The following is a 20,437-nucleotide window of genomic DNA, read 5'->3' as shown; positions in this document are numbered from 1 at the left end:
CTAGCCTGGCAATCATGGCAGCAGTGAGCAAGGTCTTCGTCGCGCGGCTGGCCGGACTGGTCGTTCTCGGCCCCGACGGCGAGTCCATCGGCCGCGTCCGCGATGTCGTGCTGACCATCCGGGTGGGGCGTCAGCCTCCTCGTGCGCTGGGGCTCGTCGTCGAACTGCCCACCCGCAAGCGGATCTTCGTCCCGATGCTGCGTGTGACCGCGATCGAGCCCGGCGCGGTCACCCTCGTGACCGGCAACGTGAGTCTGCGCCGGTTCACGCAACGGCCCTCGGAGGTGCTCGCCCTCGGTCAGGTCCTCGATTCGCGTGTGCGCGTCGACGACCCGGAGCTGCCGGACCTGATGGGTGTCGACGCCGTCGTGGTGGATCTGGGGCTCGAGCTCATGCGCACCCGCGATTGGGTCGTCGCCCGGGTGGCGGTGCGTCGCCATCGCGGCCGGCTCGCGCGCCGCTCCCCCATCCACATCGTGGAATGGCCGCACGTGCACGGACTCACCCAGCAGGCGCTGTCGATGCCCGGCCAGGGTGTCGCGCAGTTGCTCCTACAGTTCGAGGACATGCGCCCGCCGGACGTCGCGAACGCCCTGCGCGACCTGCCGATCAAGAGACGTACCGAGGTCGCCGCGGCGCTCGACGACGAACGCCTCGCCGACATCGTGCAGGAGTTGCCCTCCGACGATCAGACCGATCTGCTCACCCAGCTCGGTCTCGACCGGGCGGTCGCGGTGCTCGAGGCGATGGATCCCGACGACGTCGCCGACCTCCTCGGTGAGCTGCCCGCCACGGACGCCGAGTCGTTCCTGCAACGCATGGACCCCGAGGACTCCGAGCCGGTGCGCCGCCTGCTCGAGCACTCCCCCGACACCGCCGGTGGTTTGATGACCCCCGAGCCGGTCGTGCTGACACCGGCGACCACGGTGGCCGAAGCGCTCGCCCGCGCCCGCAATCCGGATCTGAGTCCGGCCCTGGCGTCGATGGTCTTCGTCGTGCGGCCGCCCACCGCGACGCCCACCGGCAAGTACCTCGGCTGCGTCCATCTGCAACGATTGCTCCGGGAACCGCCCGCAAGCCTGGTGGGAGGGGTCGTCGACGACGACCTGCCGCGCCTGGCCCCCGACGACGCCCTGACCACCGTCACCCGGTACTTCGCGACGTACAACCTGGTCTGCGGTCCGGTGGTGGACGACGAGGGGCACCTGCTCGGCGCGGTGAGCGTCGACGACGTGCTCGACCATCTGTTGCCGGAGGACTGGCGCGAGGAGGACATCGAGGATGAGTGACCGCAGCACGCAGGGCCGCTCGCGCCTCGAGACACCCCAGTCGTCGAGGTTCCGGTTCAACTTCGACGCCGAGGCGGTCGGCCGGGTCAGCGAGTCGATCGCCCGGTTCCTCGGAACGGGCCGCTATCTCGCCATCCAGACGATCGTCGTCATCGTGTGGATCGCCCTCAACATCACCGCGGTCGGACTGCAGTGGGATCCCTATCCCTTCATCCTTCTCAACCTGGCCTTCTCGACGCAGGCCGCCTATGCCGCGCCGTTGATCCTGCTGGCGCAGAACCGGCAGGAGAACCGCGACCGCGTGTCGCTCGAGGAGGACCGCGCCCGCGCCGAGCAGACGAAGGCGGACACCGAGTTCCTGGCACGCGAACTCGCGGCCCTGCGACTCGCGGTGGGCGAGGTCGCGACCCGCGACTATCTGCGTCGCGAACTCGACGACCTGCGCGCCCTGCTGGTCGAGGACGAGAACGAGGACGATGTCGGTCCTCCGCGTACTCGCGCGCCCCGTCGCTGATCGCGCCTCGCCACCGACGGAGTGCCCCGACGTCCTGTTGTCCGGCACGCCCGGTTGCACACAACCCGACATCCTTCTGTAACCTTCGTCACAGCAGTCGGACGGACGACCGGAGGAGGGTGATCGCGTGCGGTGGAGGGTCGCGTTGGCGATGCCGGTGATCGTCGCTGCCGGACTCGCGGCGACCGCGTCGTCGGCGACGGTGGTGGCCGAGACGACGTCCGCCGAGACCGAACCGAGCGCGGCCCCGGCGGTGGGCGTGCTTCCCGGCGAGGTGCGCGAGGCGCAACCGCTGCGCAGCCCGAGCGACCCGCTCGCCCAGCTTCCGCCCGACGCCCTGGCCGCGGCGGGAGGTGCGGCGGTTCTCGGCGACGGGCCGCTCGCGATCCCCGAACTCGTCTTCTACGCCTACCGCGCGGCCGAGATGCAGCTGGCCATCGACTCCCCCGAGTGCGGCCTGCCGTGGAATCTGCTCGCCGCCGTCGGGCGCTTGAATTCCGGGCATGCGGACGGGGGACGCACCGACATCCTGGGCACGCTGACCACGCCGGTCGTCACCCCGGAAGGGCTGCTCGGGCCGATGCGCCTGGCCCCCGCGATGTGGGAGCAGTATTCCGCCGACGGCAACGCGGACGGCACCGCCGATCCGCAGAACATCTTCGACGCGACCCTGGCCACCGGCGCCCGGATGTGCGCGGAGGGCGGAAACCTGCGCGAGCCGGACGGGGAGGCGCGGGCGGTGGCGTCGGTCGATCCGTCACCGGACTATCTGGCGAACGTCCGGCACTGGTCCGGTGCGTATTCGAAGGCCGCCGAGGTGGCTCCCGCCGATCTCGCTCCGATCCCGGCGCGGCCCGTTCCGAACGCCGCGGATGTCGCGGCCCCCGCACCGGCTCCGGCGGTCACCGCGCCTGCTCCGGAGGCGACACCTCAGCCGGCCCAGCAAGCGTCCGCCGACACTCCGGCTCAGCAGGCACCCGAACAGAACATCCCGGCTCCGCCGCCGATGCCGGAGTTGCCCGAACTCCCCTGCCTGGTGCCTGCCTTCTGCGAATAACTCCCGGCACACACGTGAGATGACGACACGCGCGACACGCGTGTCGTCATCTTTTTCTTTCACCCCACCCGACCCATCCGGACCAGCACGGATGGGCCACAGCAGTGCCCATACACCTCCGTTACATCACGTTTGAGTAACGGAAAAGCATCGAATGCTGTAGCCTCGGCCCGGCACGTAACGAAGGTGTCTCGTTCCGAGGCACCCGAGGGAGGGTTATCCATTGGGCCGCCACGCCAAACCGTCGGATTCGAAGCTTCGGCGAAATTCCGTCATCGCGATGACCGGACTCGTTCCGGTCGGACTGGTCGCCGCAGCCGCGACCACCGCGGGTGCGTCGCCGCGATCGCTGATGGGTGCAGCTCACCACGAGACCGAGCCGACGGCGTCGTCGACCGACACGGCCGACCTCGCGAACGCGATTCCCGAAGCGGTCGCCGCCGTGCAGACGATCATGCTCGAGCCCGAACCGGCACCCGTGCGCACCTTCAAGGCCGCCCCCGAGCCCGAACCCGAGCCCGAGGTCCTTCACGAGGGCCCCCTCGGCATCCCCGGCATCAACTACGCCGCCTACCGCAACGCCGAGCGCATCCTCGCCGAGGAGAATCCCGCCTGCGGCATGCACTGGACGCTCCTCGCCGGCATCGGCCGCGTCGAGTCCGGACACGCCAACGGTGGTCGCGCCGACGACAAGGGCAACCTGCTCGAGCCCGTCATCGGACTGCCGCTCGACGGCAGCCTGCCCGGTCAGGCCGTCATCCACGACACCGACGGCGGCGTCCTCGACGGCGACCCCGTCTACGACCGCGCTGTCGGGCCGATGCAGTTCATACCCACCACGTGGAACCAGTACGCGGGCGACGGCAACGGCGACGGTGTCGCCGATCCCCAGAACCTGTACGACTCGACGCTCACCACCGCGAAGTACCTGTGCGACGGTGGCCTCGACATGCGCAACATCGCGCACTCGACGAAGGCGATCCACCGCTACAACAACTCGATGGCCTACGTGGCGAACGTGCTCGCCTGGTCGACGGCGTACTCCACCGGAATCGACCCGAGCCCCGCGGATCTCCCCCGTATCCACTAGGGATCGGAAGGGTTGCCGGGTCACCGTCGACCCGTATCCGGTCGCGAGTGGCCCGCCGCCTACCATGGGCGTCATGGCAGTCAGTGAGTCCGACGTCCGCAGTGCGCTCGCACGGGTCCAGGACCCGGAGATCCGCAAGCCCATCACCGATCTCGGAATGGTCAAGAGCATCGAGATCGGCGCCGACAGCAGTGTCGACGTCGCCATCTACCTGACCACCGCCGGGTGCCCCATGCGCACCGAGATCTCGGATCGCGTCACCAAGGCCGTCGCCGACGTCGCAGGCGTGGGCGAGGTGCGAGTGACCCTCGACGTGATGAACGACGAACAGCGCACCGAGCTCCGCAAGTCGCTGCGCGGCGACTCCACCGAGCCCGTCATCCCGTTCGCCCAGCCCGGATCGCTGACACGCGTCTACGCGGTCGCCTCCGGCAAGGGCGGTGTCGGCAAGTCGTCGGTCACCGTCAACCTCGCCGCGGCCATGGCCTCGCGCGGACTGTCGGTGGGTGTGCTCGACGCCGACATCTACGGTCACTCGATCCCCCGCATGCTCGGCACCTCCGCGAAGCCCACGCAGGTCGAGCGGATGATCATGCCGCCGGTCGCGCACGACGTGAAGATGATCTCCATCGCCCAGTTCACCGAGGGCAACACCCCGGTGGTGTGGCGCGGCCCGATGCTGCACCGCGCGCTGCAGCAGTTCCTCGCCGACGTCTTCTGGGGCGACCTCGACGTCCTGCTCCTCGACCTGCCGCCCGGCACGGGCGACGTCGCCATCTCGGTGGCGCAGCTGATCCCCAACGCCGAGATCCTCGTCGTGACGACGCCGCAGCAGGCCGCCGCCGAGGTCGCCGAGCGTGCCGGTTCGATCGCGCTGCAGACACGTCAGCGTATCGCCGGCGTCGTGGAGAACATGTCGTGGCTCGAGCTGCCCGACGGCACCCGCATGGACGTCTTCGGCAGCGGCGGCGGTCAGGCAGTCGCCGAACGTCTCACCCGCGCAGTGGGTGCGACGGTGCCGCTGCTCGGCCAGATCCCGCTCGACCCGGCCGTGCGCGAGGCCGGCGACGCCGGAACTCCGATCGTCCTCGCGGCGCCCGACTCGGCGCCCGCGGTGGCGCTCAAGGAGGTCTCCGACAAGCTCGCGGTGCGCAAGCGCGGACTGGCCGGCATGTCGCTGGGAATCGACACCACGCGCCATCTGTAAGGACCCGACATCGACCGAGCCCCCGCCGTGCTTCACGGCGGGGGCTCGGTCGTATGAAAGCTGTCAGGTGGCGTCGGGGTCGATCGGGGGCTTCTCGTCCGGCGCGAGCGGCTTCGACAGGTTCGGTCGGGCCGCGCCGTTGGTGGGCGTTCCCGGGACCGCCGAGGACGGCTTGTCGAAATTGCCGGTGAGGAGCGAGTCGTCGCCGTCGAGCAGATGCTTCGTGATCACTGCCCGCGGTGTCATGCCGCGCAACTGGTTCAGCTCCGACAGCGGTTGCCGCAGGTCGTCGAACTCCGGCCCGAGTTCCTGCTTGAGCTGGTCGCGCGCACCCGTGGCGTAGTCGCGTACCTGACGCAGCGACTTGGCCACCCACGAGACGGCGCCGGGCAGGCGCTCCGGGCCGAGAACCACGAGGGCCGCCACGATGAGTACCAGGAACTCGCCCCAACCGATGTTACCGAACACGCATCCAGGGTACGTGGTCGCGTCCGGATCGCATCACCTACGGGGAAGGTCACACAACTCGACGGCGATGGGTCAGTCGGAGACGGGGGTGACCTCGACGTCGACGAGGCGGCCGTTGCGCACGAGCTGGACGGTGACCGGCTCGTCGATCTCCTGCTGCTGGACCGCGACGACGAGCTCGTCGGCGCTGGTGACCTCGCGGTCGCCGACCTTGACGATGACGTCGCCCTCGACGATGCCGGCGCGCTGGGCGGGGCTGTCCTGACGGACGTTGGCGACCTCCGCGCCGCTCGCGACGTCGTTGACGACCGAGCGCGCGTTCACGCCGATGTCCGGGTGCTGCATCTCACCGGTGCGGATCAGTTCCTGCGCCACCTCGGTGACGTCGTCGATGGGGATCGCGAAGCCCAGACCCACCGAACCGCCGGTCTCCGACTTGATCGCGGAATTGATGCCGATCACGCGTCCCTCCATGTCGATGAGGGGGCCGCCGGAGTTGCCGGGGTTGATCGAGGCGTCGGTCTGGACGGCGTCGATCACCGCGTCGGTGTCGGTGCCCTGTCCGCTCAGCCGCATGGGCCGGTGGAGCGCACTGACGATGCCGCGGGTGACGGTCTTGCTCAGGCCGAGCGGCGAACCGACCGCGACGACGTCCTCGCCCACCTGGACGTCCTCGGATCGGCCCAGTTCGGCGACGACCAGGTTGTCGACGTCCTCGACGGCGAGCACGGCCAGGTCGGTCTTGATGTCGCGTCCGACGATCGATGCGGGCACCTTCGTACCGTCGTCGAAGGTGACCTGCACCTTCGCGTCGGGATTGCCGGCGGCCATGGAGATGACGTGGTTGTTGGTGACGATGTAACCGGCGCCGTCGATGACCACACCCGAGCCGGTGCCGGCGTCGCCGCCGACGGTGGTCTGGATGGAGACGACCGCGGGCAGCACGGTGTCGGCGACCCGCGCGACCGCGCCGGTGGGCAGTTCCTCGTCGGGACCCGACTGGCTCAGCGTCACTCCGCGACTGGTCAGCGAGCCGTTGTCGGCGGTCGCCAGTGCCACGACGAGTCCGCCGACCATTCCGATCACGACGGCCACCGCGGCCAGGGTTGCGAGTGCGCGCGGCTGGACGCGGCGGTCGAACAACACCTCACGAAGGGTCAGTCCGGGAGCCGGGGGAAGTTCCTTCTCCTCGGTCTGCCCTGCCAGGGGCGGACCGAGCCGCACCGCTGAGTCGGGGTCGCGCCAGGGATCGGGTTCGGTGTCGTCCTCGGTCTCGGCCGCGGGCTGCGAAGGGGGACGCTGGAGCGTCTCGTCGGCGTCGGACGGCCGCCCGTAGGCCTCGGCCAGGATCGCATCGGTCGGAGGTGCCTGTTGGACGCGCGGGTCGACGATGCGGGGATGGGCCGAGGAGTCGAACGATCCCTCGGCGCCGGCCGGGCGCCCGAAGACACGGGCCGATGTCGGGTCGACGGTGGGCCGGTAGACGGGCCGCGGTTCGAGACGGGGAGCGTCGTCGGGGCGCGTGATCGCTCCGTCGGGCAGACCCGACGAGGCGGTGCTGGACGAGCCTCTGCCGGACGAGCCTCCGCCCGAGGAGTCCTTACCCGACGAGGCATGGGGCAGCTCGTCGTCGCGACGAGGATCGTCGCCGGCCCGTCGTCCGGTGTGCTGCGCAGATTCGGCCGTCACGCGTGCCCGTCTCCCCCGTCTAGGTCCGTCACGCAGCCCAGTATCACCGATGGCATCGGATCACCTGTTACCGCCCGTCCGGTCACCGGCGCCGGAGAATGGACCAGCGGCGCGCGGCGAAGCCTTCCTCCGCCTGAGGCCGCGGGGTCGGGTCGCACAGGTGGGACGGGATGTTGCTGAGCGTCCCGAGTAGCGAGCTCGGCATACGCGGTACGTGATCGGCAGCGGACCGCAATGCGTGGCGGGCCTGCTGCTGGGCTTCGACCTCGGCGGCACACTCCGGACACATCGACAGATGCTGGGCGGCCCGCATGTAGGCCGCCATGCGCAGTTCGCCGTCGACGAATGCGGCAACTGCCTCGCTGGCGAGATGTTCCGTGGAGCCGAACCTGCGAGGTGGTTGCACCATCGTCATCACTACCTCCCGGCGGCTACCCCGCATCGACGCGACCGTTTTCGACCTTTCCATGCTCGCGCAGGTACTCGCGGAGTGCCTGGCGGCCTCGGTGGATACGACTACGCACCGTACCGAGTTTCACCCCCAGTGTGGCACCGATCTCCTCATAGGACAGACCTTCGATGTCACAGAGCACCACCGCGGCACGGTACTCGGGTCCGAGCGAGTCCAGAGCGGACTGCAGGTCGGCGCCGAGACGCGCGTCGTGGTAGATCTCCTCGGGGTTCGGCCCTGCGGCCGGTACACGATCGTAGTCCTCCGGGAGCGCTTCCATCCGGATGCGGTTCCGGCGGCGCACCATGTCCAGGAAGAGGTTCGTGGTGATGCGATGCAACCAACCCTCGAAAGTGCCGGGCTGGTAGTTCTGCAACGACCGGAAGACGCGGATGAAGGTCTCCTGCGTGAGATCCTCGGCGTCCTGGGCGTTGCCGGAAAGACGGTAGGCGAGGCGGTAGACGCGGTCGCCGTGCTCACGAACGAGTTCGTCCCACGACGGCATGGCCGCGCGGTCCCCGGTGGCGTCGAACGCCGCGGTGCCGCTCAGGTCCGCCTCGAGGGCAGCGTCGAGCGCCGAGGCGTCGTTCTCGGGAACAGTGTGGGCTCGGGTCATGTGGATCGGTGGATCCTCCTCGTCGGGACCGCAGTGGTACTGGCTTCGGGGCCTACAACACTCGACCTGCAGGAAATATTCCTTCACAGGAACGTTCCCCGAGAGCGGTGCGTCCTCGAAGTCGTGAACCGGTGCGATCGTCCGGTTCGTCGATTGTCAGTTTTCCTCGCGGCGATGTGGCCGCCGTATGAGTAACCTGAAACGTCCCTGAGAAAACCGGTTCGGGCGTGTTCATCCGTCTAAATCACACAACTGGCGGCACCACTCCGTGCGCGCCTGCCTGCGCGAACGAATCGCCGAGGATAGCCTCAGTGGGGTGCAGACCAACGCCGATCGCATCCTGACCCACGCCGAGAACATCGTCGTCGAGGACGACGAGCTCGCCGCGGCGCGTGACCGTGCCGAAGATCTGGGCGCCGACCCGGTGTCCCCCTCCGTCGGAGCCGCCCTCGCGATGTTCGCCCGCATGCTCGACGCCAGGACGGTAGTGGAGATCGGGACCGGTGCGGGTGTGAGCGGACTGTGGTTGCTGCACGGCCTCCGCGAGGACGGCGTGCTCACCACCATCGACAGCGAGCCGGAGCATCAGCGGGCCGCGAAGATCGCCTTCCGCGAGGCGGGTGTCGTGGCGTCGCGCACCCGGCTCATCAACGGCCGCGCGCTGGATGTGCTGCCGCGACTCGCCGACTCCGGCTACGACATGGTCTTCGTCGATGCGACCCCGGCCGACCATCCGCACTTCGTGCGCGAAGGGGTGCGTCTGCTCCGGCCGGGTGGAGTGATCGTGCTGCACAACGCCCTGCTCGACGGACGCGTCGCCGACCCCGCTGCCCGCGACGCGACGGTGCTCGCGGTGCGCGAGGCGACCCGCGCGGTGTCCGACGACGAGCGGCTCGCTCCGGTGGTCCTGCCGCTCGGCGACGGCCTGCTCTGCGCGGTGCGCCTCAGCTGATCCGCGCGGCACGCCTCCGGGGCGGGCAGCACGCTCTCAGATCCAGATGCCCTTGCCGATGGCGACGACACCGCCGTTGCTCACCGCGAACCGCTGACGGTCGCGCTCGAGGTCGACGCCGATGATCTCGCCGTCGCCGACGACGACGTTCTTGTCGAGGATCGCTCGTCGCACGACCGCACCCTTGCCGATGCGCACACCGGGCATGAGCACGCTGCCCTCGACGGTCGCGCCGTCGTCGACCATGACGTTCGAGCTGAGCACCGAGTTGCGGACCGTGGCGGCCGACAGGATGCTGCCGGCGCCGACGATCGACTCCTGCGCCAGACCGCCCTGCACGAACTTCGCGGGCGGCAGGTTCTCGGCGGCACCGCGGATGGGCCAGCGCCGGTTGTAGAGATTGAAGATCGGGTGGACCGACACGAGGTCCATGTGGGCGTCGTAGAAGGCGTCGAGCGTACCGACGTCGCGCCAGTAGGCACGATCGCGTTCGGTCGCGCCCGGGACGACGTTGTCGTTGAAGTCGTAGACGTGGGCCTCGCCCTGCTCGACGAGCGCGGGGATGATGTCGCCACCCATGTCGTGGTCGGAGTCGGGATTCTCCGAGTCGGCCCGCAGCGCCTCGACGAGGACCTTCGTGGTGAAGACGTAGTTACCCATGGACGCGAACGTGACGTTGGGGTCGTCGGGTGTCCCGGGCGGATGAGCAGGCTTCTCGAGGAACTGGGTGATCCTGCCGCTCTCGTCGCTGTCGATGCAGCCGAACGCGAATGCCTCGCTGCGCGGGACGCGGATACCGGCGACCGTGACACCGGCGCCCGACTCGATGTGCTGGCGCACCATCTGCTCGGGGTCCATCCGGTACACGTGGTCGGCGCCGAAGACCACGATGTACTCGGGATCCTCGTCGTAGACCAGGTTGAGCGACTGCAGGATCGCGTCGGCGCTGCCGGTGTACCAGCGTGGACCGAGCCGCTGCTGGGCCGGCACCGGGGTGATGTACTCACCGGTGAAGCCGGACAGGCGCCAGGTCTGCGAGATGTGCCGGTCGAGGGAGTGCGACTTGTACTGCGTGAGAACGCAGATGCGCAGGTAACCGGCATTCACGAGATTGCTGAGCACGAAATCGATGAGGCGGTATGCGCCCCCGAACGGCACTGCCGGCTTGGCCCTGTCCGCGGTCAGCGGATACAGACGTTTGCCCTCGCCGCCGGCGAGAACGATTCCAAGCACATGGGGCTGGCTCCTCACACGCTTCAACCTATCCCCCGACCCAGGCCGCCGCCAGCGAAGCGCGATCTCGACGCTCTTCGGAGTGTCGGGGCCGGGTGGCCGGAACCTGCGCGGCCCGCTACTTTGAGGCGGTGAGGGTGGCAATGATGACGCGGGAATATCCGCCTGAGGTGTACGGCGGGGCCGGGGTCCACGTCACCGAACTCGTCGAACAACTGCGTCGACTGGTCGAGGTCGACGTGCACTGCACGGGCGCACCGCGCGATACCGCGTTCGTGCACTCCCCCGACCCGGCACTGCGCGATGCCAATCCCGCCCTGACGACCCTGTCGGCCGGGTTGCGCATGGCGCACGCCGCGGCCGGAGTCGACGTGGTGCACTCGCACACCTGGTACACCGGGCTGGCCGGTCATCTGGCCGCCGAACTCCACGACGTCCCGCACATCCTCACCGCGCACTCCCTCGAGCCGCGACGGCCGTGGAAGGCCGAGCAGCTCGGCGGCGGTTACCGCATCTCCTCCTGGTCCGAGCGCAACGCCGTCCGGTACGCCGACGCGATCATCGCGGTCAGCGACGGGATGCGCCTCGATGTGCTCGACGCCTATCCCTTCGTCGATCCCGCTCGGGTCCACGTGGTACGCAACGGGATCGACACCACCGTCTGGCATCCGGGTCCGGCCGAGCCCGGCCACGAGTCCGTCGTCACCCGCATCGGTCTCGATCCTGATCGTCCGATCGTCGTGTTCGTCGGCCGCATCACCCGGCAGAAGGGCGTCGGGCATCTGATCGCCGCAGCGCACCATCTCGACCCCGACATCCAGCTCGTCCTGTGTGCCGGCGCGCCCGACACCCCCGAGATCACCGCGGAGACCGAACGGGCGGTGACCGCCCTGCAGGACGCCCGCGACGGGGTGCACTGGGTACGCGAGATGCTGCCCACCGAATCGGTCCGCGAACTGCTCTCGGCGGCGACGGTTTTCGTCTGTCCGTCGGTGTACGAGCCGCTGGGGATCGTCAACCTCGAGGCGATGGCCTGCGAGACCGCCGTGGTGGCGTCCGACGTGGGAGGCATCCCGGAGGTCGTGCAGGACGGGATCACCGGGCGACTGGTGCACTACGACGCGTTCGACACCGAGACCTACGAGCGTGCGCTCGCCGATGCGATCGACGACGTCGCGCGCGATCGCGACCGTGCCACCCGGTGGGGCCGGGCCGGACGCGACCGCGCCGTCAGCGAGTTCTCGTGGGCGCAGATCGCCCGCCAGACCGTCGCCGTCTACCAGCAGGTGCTCACGGCGCGCTAGGTTCGTCGGCCGTCTCGATCCGTCGCCACGAAGTGACGGTGACCGAGACCGTCACGTCGAACGGGTCGGGCAGGGAGGCCAGCAACTCCGCACGCCGGTCGGACGTCACATGATGGGCGGACGGTCCCATCCCCGCGACGAGACCGAGCACGTCGCGCGGGAGTGCGGCCGTGAAACGCACGTCCGTCCGTCCCGTCTGCTCGAAACGTCCCGACAGCGCGGACGAGAGCCGCTCCGTCTTCCGGTCGTCCACACTCACCATGCCGGGTAACGCGACCAGTTCGCGCAGATGCTCCGAGGTGGGCGTGGCGACGACGAGCGTGCCTCCGGGGACGAGCACGCGATGACTCTCGGCGGCGTTGCGGGGCGCGAACACCGACAGCACGTGGGTGAGCGACGCCGACTTCACGGGCAGTCGTTGCCACGCATCGGCAAGGATCGCTCCGGTCCGGGGATGACTGCGGGCGATGCGCCGCACCGCGGGCTTGGAGACGTCGAGCCCGATGCCGCGCGCCGCCGGCAGGGCGTCGAGCACGGACGCGAGGTACTGCCCCGTACCGGCCCCGACCTCGAGGATCGCAGCGTCGGCGGCTGTGACCACTGCATCGGTGTCCACCGTATCGGCGGTGTCGACGCATGCGTCGGCCACCGCGCGCCGGATCGGGTCGTAGTGCCCGGCACCGAGGAAGTCGGCGCGGGCCGCGATCATGTCGGCGGTGTCGCCGGTGAACGGCGTCGAACCGCCGGCGAGCAGCGACACGTAGCCCTGGCGGGCGACGTCGAAGCTGTGCCCGCGATCGCACACCACGACGTTGTCGTCGAGGTCGAGCGCGGACTCGCAGTGAGGGCACGCGAGAAGATCGATCACGTCGGCGAGCATCGCGCCTCCGAGCGTGTTCTCAGGACGACACCGGGCCCCGCGCGCCGAGGAGCGCGGGGCCCGGAGTGCCCTGAGAGGGGCCGATCAGCTGGTGACACTCTTGAGTTCGTCGCCGAGTGCCGCAGCCTCTTCCGGCGTGAGCTCGACGACCAGACGTCCGCCGCCCTCGAGTGGAACCCTCATGACGATTCCTCGTCCCTCTTTGGTTGCTTCGAGGGGACCGTCCCCGGTCCGGGGCTTCATGGCCGCCATCCTCTGCTCCCTCCAAATCTGCACCCGACCGCCGGGCGCGTGGGTTACCGTGTGGTTGCATCGCCGGTCGCGGCGACGCGCACCTTCTCATTCTTCCCTATCCGGAATACGTGCGCGTAGCTGACTCCTGGGTAAGACACTCCTCCGGGTTCTACGAGTCGAGTGACACCCAGCACGATTCGAGGTGATCGTCGACCATTCCGGTAGCCTGCATCAGCGCATACGCAGTGGTAGGGCCCACAAAACGGAAGCCGTGGCGCTTCAGCTCACGGGCCATCGCCGTGGACTCCGGCGTCACCGCCGGAATCTCCTCGACCGTTACCGAACGTCGCGCGCGTCGCGGCGGTGCGAACGACCACAGCAGCTCGTCGAGATCGGTGGGCAGTTCGAGCACGGCCCGCGCGTTGGCGATCACCGCCTCGATCTTGCGGCGGTTGCGCACGATGCCGGAGTCGGCGAGCAACCTCTCGACGTCGGCCTCCGTGAAGCGGGCGACCGCCTCGACGTCGAAGCCGTGGAAAGCCGCGCGGAAGGCCTCCCGCTTGCGCAGGATCGTCAGCCACGACAGTCCCGACTGGAATGCCTCGAGGGAGAGCCGCTCGAACATCTCGTCGCGGCCGTGGAGCGGCCGGCCCCACTCGTAGTCGTGATAGTCGCGGTAGAGCGACGAACCGGGACCGTCGACGGCCCACGGGCATCGCACGCGGTCGTCGGTATCGCCCACTGGCCCCTGCCCGTCTGCCGTCATCGTGACTCCCCCGTCGACTCCGACGAAGCCCGTTCGGCGACGTTCTCCCCATCGACGTCGGCTGCTCCGACGTCGGCTGCTCCGACGTCTTCTGCCCCGCCGCCCTTTCCGGTGCCGTCGACCGACGGCTCCTCTGCGCGGGCCTCGGCGTCGGCGAGGCGGACCCGCAGATCGTCGACCTCGCGGGCGAGACGGTCGAGCGCCCAGTCGACCTCGCTCATCTTGTAACCCCGCACGGTCTGTTGGAACCGCAGGTCGCGGATGTCGGTGCCGGTGACGTCGGTGGCCGGTAACACCGTGACGGTGGTGCCCGGAGGCAGCGGCGCCAACGTCTCGCCCCGGCCGAAGACGGCGCTCGCGACGAAGAACAGCACCGCGGCGACGCCCGCCATCACGAGCACGTACAGCAGAACCGTGAGCATGCTCCGATCTTGGCACGAGCGGCCGACACCGGCCGGGACCGGTGCCGTACGGTCGGGTCAGCCGGTGACCGTCACCATCGGGGGGCGGTCGGTGAGATCGACGGAGGTGTCGAACGGCACGAACGCATCGCCCTCCACCAGGAACTGGGTGAGCGGCGCACCCGAATCGGGGATCCCGCAGCGCGCGAGCATCGTGCCCACGATCTGCCGGGACATCGCCCCGAGTTCGGACAGCGGCCGGTTGCGGTGCTTGCGGACCCCGAGGTTGACCTGCGCGATCGCGTGGAGACCGAACCGGTCGTAGGTGTCGAGCAGCAACCCGATCTCCACCCCGTAACCGGGTGCGAACGGGACCGACTCGAGCAGTTCCCGCGTCCCCGCGTACTCACCGCCGAGCGGTTGCAGCACGCAGGTCAGCTCCGGTCGCAGTGCCGCGAGCAGCGGCCGTGCGACGAGCTCGGTGACGCGGCCACCGCCGTGGGCGTCCTCGCCCCCACCGGTGCGCAGCGGCCGCCGGTAGTACCCCTTGACGAGGTGCACACCGTCGCCGAGCAGCAGGGGTCCGAGCAGTTTCGGCACGAAGGCCGGATCGGGATCGATCAGATCGGAGTCGACGAAGGCGATGATGTCGCCGGAGGTCGCCGCGAGCGACCGCCACAGCACCTCCCCCTTGCCGGGGACCGGTTCGATGCCCGGCACCGCTTCCTCCCGGGACATGACGCGGGCGCCCGCCGCCCGCGCCCGGGTGGCGGTCTCGTCGGTGGAACCCGAATCGAGGACCACCAGTTCGTCCACGAGACCACCGAGCAGCGGGTGGATCGTGTCGATCACACCCGCGACGGTTTCCTCCTCGTTGAGAGCGGGCAGCACCACGGTCACCGTGCGGCCGGCCTTGGCCGCGATCAGTTCGTCGATCGACCAGGCGGGCCGATCCCAGCTGTTGACCTCGTTCCACGTGCGTGCAGGTGCACTCATGCCAACCCCCTCACCGTGCGCGCCGGCGGGCGTGTGCCCGCGATCGCCGCGACCATGTCGACCACCCGACGTGTGGCTGCCACCTCGTGTACCCGGAACATTCGTGCGCCGGCCGCTGCCGCCAGAGCTGTCGCTGCCAATGTGCCCTCCAACCGGTCGGCGAGTTCGACTCCCAGAGTCTCCCCCACGAAGTCCTTGTTGCTCAGCGCCATAAGCACAGGCCACCCGGTTTTTACAAGAACGTCCACGTGCCGCAACAGAGCGAGTCCGTGATGGGTGTTCTTTCCGAAATCGTGGGTCGGGTCGATGAGGATCGAGTCGCTCGCGACGCCGGCGCGGGCGGCGGCATCCGCAGCCGCGACGACCTCTGCCACCACCTCCCCGACGACGTCGGTGTACCGCACACGGTGCGGGCGGGTGCGCGGGACGGCGCCGCCGGTGTGGGAGCAGACGATACCGGCCCCGAGTTCCGCGGCGACCGCGACGAGCTCGGGATCGGCACCGGCCCACGTGTCGTTGATCAGATCGGCACCCTCGCCCACAGCGCGACGCGCGACCTCGCTGCGCCAGGTGTCGACGCTGATGAGCACATCCGGATAGCGCTCGCGGATCGCGGCGACGAACGGCACGACGCGCCGGATCTCCTCGTCGCTGTCGACGACCTCACCCGGCCCGGCCTTCACCCCGCCGATGTCGACGAGGTCGGCACCCTCGGCCACCGCACGGTCGACGGCCTCGAGCGCCGCGTCGTCCTCGAAGGTCGCTCCCCGGTCGTAGAACGAGTCCGGGGTGCGGTTGACGATCGCCATGACGAGCGCCCTGTCGGTGGCGACGGGGCGCCCGCACAGGGTGGACGGTGCCGGACCGGGACGGGTCACGGGGGTCTGCTCGTCGACATCGGTCGCGGGGCCGCTCATGATCCCATCCTGACATGCTCAGCGACCGGGCAATTCTCCCCGCGCGACGCCGTCGACGAAGCCGTCGAAGATCGGCCGGTAACCCTCGCTGCGACTCGCGAGGACGTACAGCTCGTCCTCACCGGTCTCGCTGTAGCCCTGCTTGCGCAGATCGACCTTCCTGCTCTTGAAGGTCGTCGTGTACTCGAGCTCGTCGACGATGCGGACGAACAGCGGGACCGCGTAGTCCGGCAACGCGTCGTGCAGCGACTTCGCGAGTGCCGCTCCGTCGAGCTCGAAGCCCTCCTTCAAGGTGATCGCGGCCATCCCGGCGCGGCCGTCGGCCTCGTCGACCTCGACGCCGTAGACGACGGCCTCGGCGATCGTCTCGTGCGACGACACCGCGGCCTCGACCTGCGTGGTCGCCACGTTCTCGCCCTTCCACCGGAAGGTGTCGCCGAGCCGGTCGACGAACGCGACGTGCATCCAGCCCTGGTTGCGGACGAGGTCGCCGGTGTCGAACCAGACGTCGCCGTCGGAGAACGCGTCGCGGAGCAGCTTCTTCTCGGTGGCCTCGGGATCGGTGTACCCGTCGAAGGGTGCGCGGGAGGTGACCTTCGCGAGGAGCAGTCCGACCTCGCCCTTGCCCACCTTCTTCAACCGGCCGTCGTCGCCGCGACGTGCCTGCCCGGAATCGGGGTCGTACTCGACGACGGCGTAGGGCAGCGGGCAGATGCCGGCGGTGCGCTTCTGGTCGAGCGCGTTGATGAAGGCGATGTTGCATTCGCTCGCGCCGTAGAACTCCGCGACGCGGTCGATGCCGAAGCGTTCGGTGAACTCGTCCCACAGTTCTGCGCGCAGACCGTTGCCGACGGCCAGGCGGATCCCATGGTCGGCGTCGTCCTCCCGCGGCGGCTGGTTGAGCAGGTAGCGGCAGATCTCGCCGATGTAGATGAAGGCCGTGGCGCCGTTGCGCTCCGCGTCGTTCCAGAAGTTGGACGCCGAGAACTTCCGGCCGAGCCCGAGCGTGGCGCCGGCGGCGAGCACCGAGGACAACGCGACCGTGAGGGCGTTGTTGTGATAGAGCGGCAGGCAGGAGTACAGGACGTCGGTCCGGCGCAGGCGGACGCCGAGGCTGCCCAGGCCCGACATCGACTTCAGCCACCGGAAGTGCGTCATGCGGCTGGCCTTCGGCAGTCCTGTCGTGCCGGAGGTGAAGATGTAATAGGCCGTCTCGGACGCTTGCAGCTCCTCGGTGACTGCGGGATTCGACGCGTCGGCGTCGCGGGCGGCGGTGTCGAGATCGTCGAAGCGCAGCACGGCGCGGGCCTGCGGTTCGACGCCGAGGGAGTCGGCGGCCTCCTCGCACTCCTCGCCGATCACGAGGACGGCGCTGTCGAGCAGCGACAGGCTGTGTTCGAGCACCTCGCCGCGCTGGTTGATGTTGAGCATGCCGGCGGCCGCACCGAGTTTGACCGCGGCCAGGGTGACCAGCAGGGTCTCGGGCCGGTTGCCCATGAGGATGCCGACGACGTCGCCCTTGCCGACACCGCGATCGGCGAGCACCGCGGCGTACCGGTTGACCTGCGCGTTGGCCTCGCCGTACCCGATGGAGTCGCCCTCGAAGCGGATGAAGGGCCGTTCCGGGTGACGCTCGGCGAGCTTCTGGAAGACCGACCCGATCGTCTCGCGGGCGGTCGGCTTCCGGAGCATGCCGGCTGCTCCGCGCAGCACGATGGGGAAATCGGTAGCCATCCGGGGCAGTTTCGAGACGAGTCCGGGCAGGGACACGACGGGGGCATTGTCTCGATCGGATCGAGTGGTCACGACAGATTTCCTCACGGCGACGTCGGGGACGGGCGGGCTTGCTCGGGCGACACCCACGGCGTTCCCCCGAACTTACCGAAGAGTAGATAAGCGCGCGGCGAAGTGGAACACCTCAGACCGTCGCGTACGGAGCAGCGCAACGGTCCAGCGCGTCGGCGAGGTCGGTGGTGACCGCGAGACCGTCGAGTGCGCGTTGCGCGACGAAGCCGGTGTCGACCATCGACCCGAGCCAGCCCAGCAGGCCGTCGAAGTGGCCCGTGGGATCGAGCAGGACGACCGGCTTGTCATGCATACCGAGATACCCGGCCGTCCACGTCTCGAACAGTTCCTCGAGGGTTCCGATGCCGCCGGGCAGGGTCAGGAAGGCGTCGGCGCGGTCCTCCATGATGCGTTTGCGCTCGCGCATCGTCTCGGTGACGATCAACTCGTCGGCGTCGACGTCCGCAACCTCGCGGTGCACGAGAGCCTTCGGGATGACCCCGATCGTGTGCGCACCGGCCGCGCGGGCCGCGTCGGCGACCGCTCCCATCATCGACACGTTGCCGCCGCCGGAGACCAGCTGCCAGCCCCGTCGGCCGATCTCCGTGCCGACCGAGGCGGCCAGCTCGAGAAACTTCTGGTCGACAGGTCCCGACGCGCAGTACACACAGACCGACAGAGATTCGGTCACCATCCACTCCCGTTTCCGTACAGTTCGTTCTCGTCCTCACCGCGATGCGCCACGAGGATGATGTCCACCGTCTCCTCGACGCTGTCGGTGACGAAGAGCAGGTCCAGATCTGCGGGCGAGATCTTGCCGCCGCGGACCAGGGTCTCTCGCAGCCAGCCCACCAGCCCGTTCCAGTACTCCGATCCGAACAGCACGATCGGGAACTGTGTGATCTTGCGGGTCTGCACGAGGGTCAGTGCCTCGAACAGCTCGTCGAGTGTCCCGAAACCGCCGGGCAGACACACGAACGCCTGCGAGTACTTCACGAACATCGTCTTGCGCGCGAAGAAGTACCGGAAGTTCAGCCCGAGATCGACCCACTCGTTGAGGCCCTGTTCGAAGGGCAACTCGATCCCCAGTCCGATCGACAGTCCCCCGGCCTCGCTGGCACCGCGGTTGGCCGCCTCCATCGCGCCCGGGCCGCCACCGGTGACGACGGCGTATCCGGCGTGGACGAGTGCGGCGCCGAGCTCGCGGCCGATCTCGTACTCCTCGTGATCGGCCGGAGTCCGTGCCGATCCGAAGACCGTGACGGCGCGGGGCACCTCGGCGAGCGCACCGAAGCCTTCGACGAACTCGCTCTGGATCCGCAGGACGCGCCACGGATCGGTGTGCACCCAGTCGGACGGGCCGCGACGGTCGAGCAGCCGCTGGTCCATCGTCGTGACCTCGCGGGCGAGAGAGCCGCGCAGCTGCACCGGACCCTGGTGCACGACCTCGCGCCGGGAGCCGCGTTCGGATGGGGAGTTCTCGCCGGACATGGCGGCCACGTTATCGGGTGAGATAGGAGCGCAGGACGGCGGTCACCTCGGTGATCCGCCCCACCTCGACGTGCTCGTCGCGCTTGTGGGCGAGGTTCGGATCGCCCGGCCCGTAGTTGACGGCCGGAATCCCCAGCGCCGCGAACCGCGAGACGTCCGTCCAGCCGTACTTGGCCCGGAACTTCCCGCCCGCGGCCTCGACGAGCGCGGCCGCGGCGGGGTTCGACAGTCCGGGCAGCGCGCCGGGCGACATGTCGGTGAGCTCCATCGAGATCGCCAGACCGCCGAAGACCTCGCGGACGTGCGCGAGTGCGTCGTCGGGGCTGCGATCCGGGGCGAACCGGAAGTTCACGTCGAGTGCGGCCGCGTCGGGCACCACGTTCCCTGCGACACCACCCTCGATGCGCACCGCCGACAGTCCTTCCCGGTACACACAGCCGTCGATGTCGACCGACCGTGCCTCGTAGCGGGCCAGCCGGTCGAGCACGGGAGCCAGCTTGTGGATCGCGTTGTCACCCAGCCAGGAGCGCGCCGAGTGCGCCCGCACACCGTCTGTCGTGATGCGCACCCGCAGGGTGCCCTGGCAGCCGGCCTCGATCTCCCCCGAGGTGGGTTCGCCGAGGATCGCGACGTCCGCGTCGAGCCAGTCGCGCAGTTCGGTCTCGATCCGTCCGAGCCCGTTGTACGCGGCCGCGATCTCCTCGCAGTCGTACATCACGATCGTCAGGTCGTGCGCGGGATCGGTGACGGTCGCGGCGAGGTGCAGGAAAACGGCGTCGCCGGCCTTCATGTCGGAGGTTCCGCATCCCCACAGCAGGTCGCCGTCCCGCCGCGACGGCACGTTGTCGGCGATCGGGACGGTGTCGAGGTGACCGGCGAGCATCACGCGGCTGCCGAGTCCGCGGTTCGTCCGCGCCAGGACACAGTTGCCGTTGCGCACGACCTCGAAGCCGTCGGTCTGCTCGCGCAGGGCCGTCTCCACGGCGTCGGCGATGAGCGTCTCGTCCTGCGACACGCTCGGGATGTCGACGAGCGCGGCGGTCAGTTCGACGGGGTCGGCGTGCAGGTCCAGCTGCGGTACGGGCATACCTGCACGA

General features: G+C 69.2%; 22 protein-coding genes. 7 read left to right on the top strand and 15 right to left on the bottom strand.

Going from position 1 to position 20,437, the window contains the following annotated elements; translation table 11 throughout:
- Positions 1 to 14: 14 nt before the first annotated feature.
- The 5 genes from CKW34_RS06705 (at position 15) to CKW34_RS06685 (ending at position 5,157) form a co-directional block, all read left to right on the top strand.
- Entirely contained in the window at positions 15 to 1,289 is a 1,275-nt protein-coding gene (locus CKW34_RS06705; RefSeq protein WP_006554297.1) for a magnesium transporter MgtE N-terminal domain-containing protein, read from the top strand.
- Positions 1,282 to 1,803 carry a DUF1003 domain-containing protein gene (locus tag CKW34_RS06700; RefSeq protein ID WP_059382975.1) on the top strand — a complete coding sequence of 174 codons (522 nt, stop codon included), beginning with the start codon at positions 1,282 to 1,284 and terminating at the stop codon, positions 1,801 to 1,803. Before CKW34_RS06705 ends, CKW34_RS06700 begins: the two co-directional genes overlap by 8 nt.
- A gap of 127 nt (positions 1,804 to 1,930) precedes the next feature.
- Positions 1,931 to 2,860, top strand: a complete 930-nt coding sequence (locus CKW34_RS06695) for a lysozyme family protein (RefSeq protein WP_059382976.1) — start codon at positions 1,931 to 1,933, stop codon at positions 2,858 to 2,860.
- A gap of 223 nt (positions 2,861 to 3,083) precedes the next feature.
- Positions 3,084 to 3,950: a lytic transglycosylase domain-containing protein gene (locus tag CKW34_RS06690; protein WP_059382977.1), complete on the top strand. Its 867-nt coding sequence runs from the start codon at positions 3,084 to 3,086 to the stop codon at positions 3,948 to 3,950.
- Between the two features lie 73 nt (positions 3,951 to 4,023).
- Positions 4,024 to 5,157 carry an Mrp/NBP35 family ATP-binding protein gene (locus tag CKW34_RS06685; protein ID WP_059383059.1) on the top strand — a complete coding sequence of 378 codons (1,134 nt, stop codon included), beginning with the start codon at positions 4,024 to 4,026 and terminating at the stop codon, positions 5,155 to 5,157.
- 63 nt (positions 5,158 to 5,220) lie between these two features.
- On the opposite strand, the gene tatB is transcribed toward CKW34_RS06685, so the two are convergent.
- From tatB to sigE, 4 genes are all read right to left on the bottom strand, one after another.
- Positions 5,221 to 5,625 carry a Sec-independent protein translocase protein TatB gene (tatB, locus tag CKW34_RS06680; RefSeq protein ID WP_059382978.1) on the bottom strand — a complete coding sequence of 135 codons (405 nt, stop codon included), beginning with the start codon at positions 5,623 to 5,625 and terminating at the stop codon, positions 5,221 to 5,223.
- Positions 5,626 to 5,697: 72 nt separating this feature from the next.
- The gene (locus tag CKW34_RS06675) at positions 5,698 to 7,314 is read right to left on the bottom strand and encodes a S1C family serine protease (RefSeq protein ID WP_095092010.1); all 1,617 of its coding nucleotides are present in this window, start codon (positions 7,312 to 7,314) and stop codon (positions 5,698 to 5,700) included.
- Positions 7,315 to 7,396: 82 nt separating this feature from the next.
- Positions 7,397 to 7,729 carry an anti-sigma factor family protein gene (locus CKW34_RS06670; protein ID WP_059383061.1) on the bottom strand — a complete coding sequence of 111 codons (333 nt, stop codon included), beginning with the start codon at positions 7,727 to 7,729 and terminating at the stop codon, positions 7,397 to 7,399.
- 16 nt (positions 7,730 to 7,745) lie between these two features.
- Complete coding sequence (gene sigE / locus CKW34_RS06665; protein WP_059382979.1) at positions 7,746 to 8,381, bottom strand: RNA polymerase sigma factor SigE; 636 nt, start codon at positions 8,379 to 8,381, stop codon at positions 7,746 to 7,748.
- Positions 8,382 to 8,697: 316 nt separating this feature from the next.
- On the opposite strand from sigE, the gene CKW34_RS06660 reads away from it, so the two are divergent.
- Positions 8,698 to 9,333, top strand: a complete 636-nt coding sequence (locus tag CKW34_RS06660) for an O-methyltransferase (protein WP_006554288.1) — start codon at positions 8,698 to 8,700, stop codon at positions 9,331 to 9,333.
- A 36-nt stretch (positions 9,334 to 9,369) separates the two neighbouring features.
- Here the strand turns inward: CKW34_RS06660 and glgC are convergent, their stop codons facing one another.
- Positions 9,370 to 10,584 (bottom strand): glucose-1-phosphate adenylyltransferase, encoded by a 1,215-nt coding sequence (glgC, locus tag CKW34_RS06655; RefSeq protein WP_037190186.1) that lies wholly within the window; start codon positions 10,582 to 10,584, stop codon positions 9,370 to 9,372.
- Positions 10,585 to 10,697: 113 nt separating this feature from the next.
- Here glgC and glgA point away from each other — a divergent pair, with 113 nt between their 5' ends.
- Positions 10,698 to 11,870, top strand: a complete 1,173-nt coding sequence (gene glgA, locus CKW34_RS06650) for a glycogen synthase (protein ID WP_059383062.1) — start codon at positions 10,698 to 10,700, stop codon at positions 11,868 to 11,870.
- On the opposite strand, the gene CKW34_RS06645 is transcribed toward glgA, so the two are convergent.
- The 10 genes from CKW34_RS06645 to dapE form a co-directional block, all read right to left on the bottom strand.
- Positions 11,857 to 12,750, bottom strand: a complete 894-nt coding sequence (locus tag CKW34_RS06645) for a putative RNA methyltransferase (protein ID WP_059382980.1) — start codon at positions 12,748 to 12,750, stop codon at positions 11,857 to 11,859. The two genes, glgA and CKW34_RS06645, sit on opposite strands and share 14 nt — an antisense overlap.
- A gap of 84 nt (positions 12,751 to 12,834) precedes the next feature.
- A complete protein-coding gene (locus CKW34_RS06640; protein ID WP_006554284.1) occupies positions 12,835 to 13,002 on the bottom strand; it encodes a DUF3117 domain-containing protein in 168 nt (55 codons plus the stop codon).
- Between the two features lie 151 nt (positions 13,003 to 13,153).
- Entirely contained in the window at positions 13,154 to 13,750 is a 597-nt protein-coding gene (locus CKW34_RS06635) for a DNA-3-methyladenine glycosylase I (protein WP_059382981.1), read from the bottom strand.
- On the bottom strand, positions 13,747 to 14,172 hold the full coding sequence (locus CKW34_RS06630) for a DivIVA domain-containing protein (protein ID WP_059382982.1): 426 nt from the start codon (positions 14,170 to 14,172) through the stop codon (positions 13,747 to 13,749). Before CKW34_RS06630 ends, CKW34_RS06635 begins: the two co-directional genes overlap by 4 nt.
- 57 nt (positions 14,173 to 14,229) lie before the next feature.
- Complete coding sequence (locus tag CKW34_RS06625; protein WP_059382983.1) at positions 14,230 to 15,147, bottom strand: glucosyl-3-phosphoglycerate synthase; 918 nt, start codon at positions 15,145 to 15,147, stop codon at positions 14,230 to 14,232.
- Entirely contained in the window at positions 15,144 to 16,064 is a 921-nt protein-coding gene (gene folP / locus CKW34_RS06620) for a dihydropteroate synthase (protein ID WP_059382984.1), read from the bottom strand. The genes CKW34_RS06625 and folP overlap by 4 nt, the downstream gene beginning before the upstream one ends.
- Positions 16,065 to 16,082: 18 nt before the next feature.
- Entirely contained in the window at positions 16,083 to 17,834 is a 1,752-nt protein-coding gene (locus CKW34_RS06615) for a long-chain-acyl-CoA synthetase (protein WP_059382985.1), read from the bottom strand.
- Between the two features lie 148 nt (positions 17,835 to 17,982).
- The gene (locus CKW34_RS06610; RefSeq protein ID WP_059382986.1) at positions 17,983 to 18,543 is read right to left on the bottom strand and encodes an LOG family protein; all 561 of its coding nucleotides are present in this window, start codon (positions 18,541 to 18,543) and stop codon (positions 17,983 to 17,985) included.
- Complete coding sequence (locus CKW34_RS06605; RefSeq protein WP_059383063.1) at positions 18,537 to 19,340, bottom strand: LOG family protein; 804 nt, start codon at positions 19,338 to 19,340, stop codon at positions 18,537 to 18,539. Before CKW34_RS06605 ends, CKW34_RS06610 begins: the two co-directional genes overlap by 7 nt.
- A 10-nt stretch (positions 19,341 to 19,350) precedes the next feature.
- The gene (gene dapE, locus CKW34_RS06600; RefSeq protein WP_059382987.1) at positions 19,351 to 20,427 is read right to left on the bottom strand and encodes a succinyl-diaminopimelate desuccinylase; all 1,077 of its coding nucleotides are present in this window, start codon (positions 20,425 to 20,427) and stop codon (positions 19,351 to 19,353) included.
- Positions 20,428 to 20,437: the final 10 nt, after the last annotated feature.

The sequence above is a fragment of the Rhodococcus rhodochrous genome (assembly GCF_900187265.1).
GTDB classification, from domain to species: Bacteria; Actinomycetota; Actinomycetes; order Mycobacteriales; family Mycobacteriaceae; genus Rhodococcus; species Rhodococcus rhodochrous.
The sequence above is the reverse complement of the archived record's forward strand: the minus strand, read 5'-3'. Positions and strand labels throughout refer to the sequence as shown.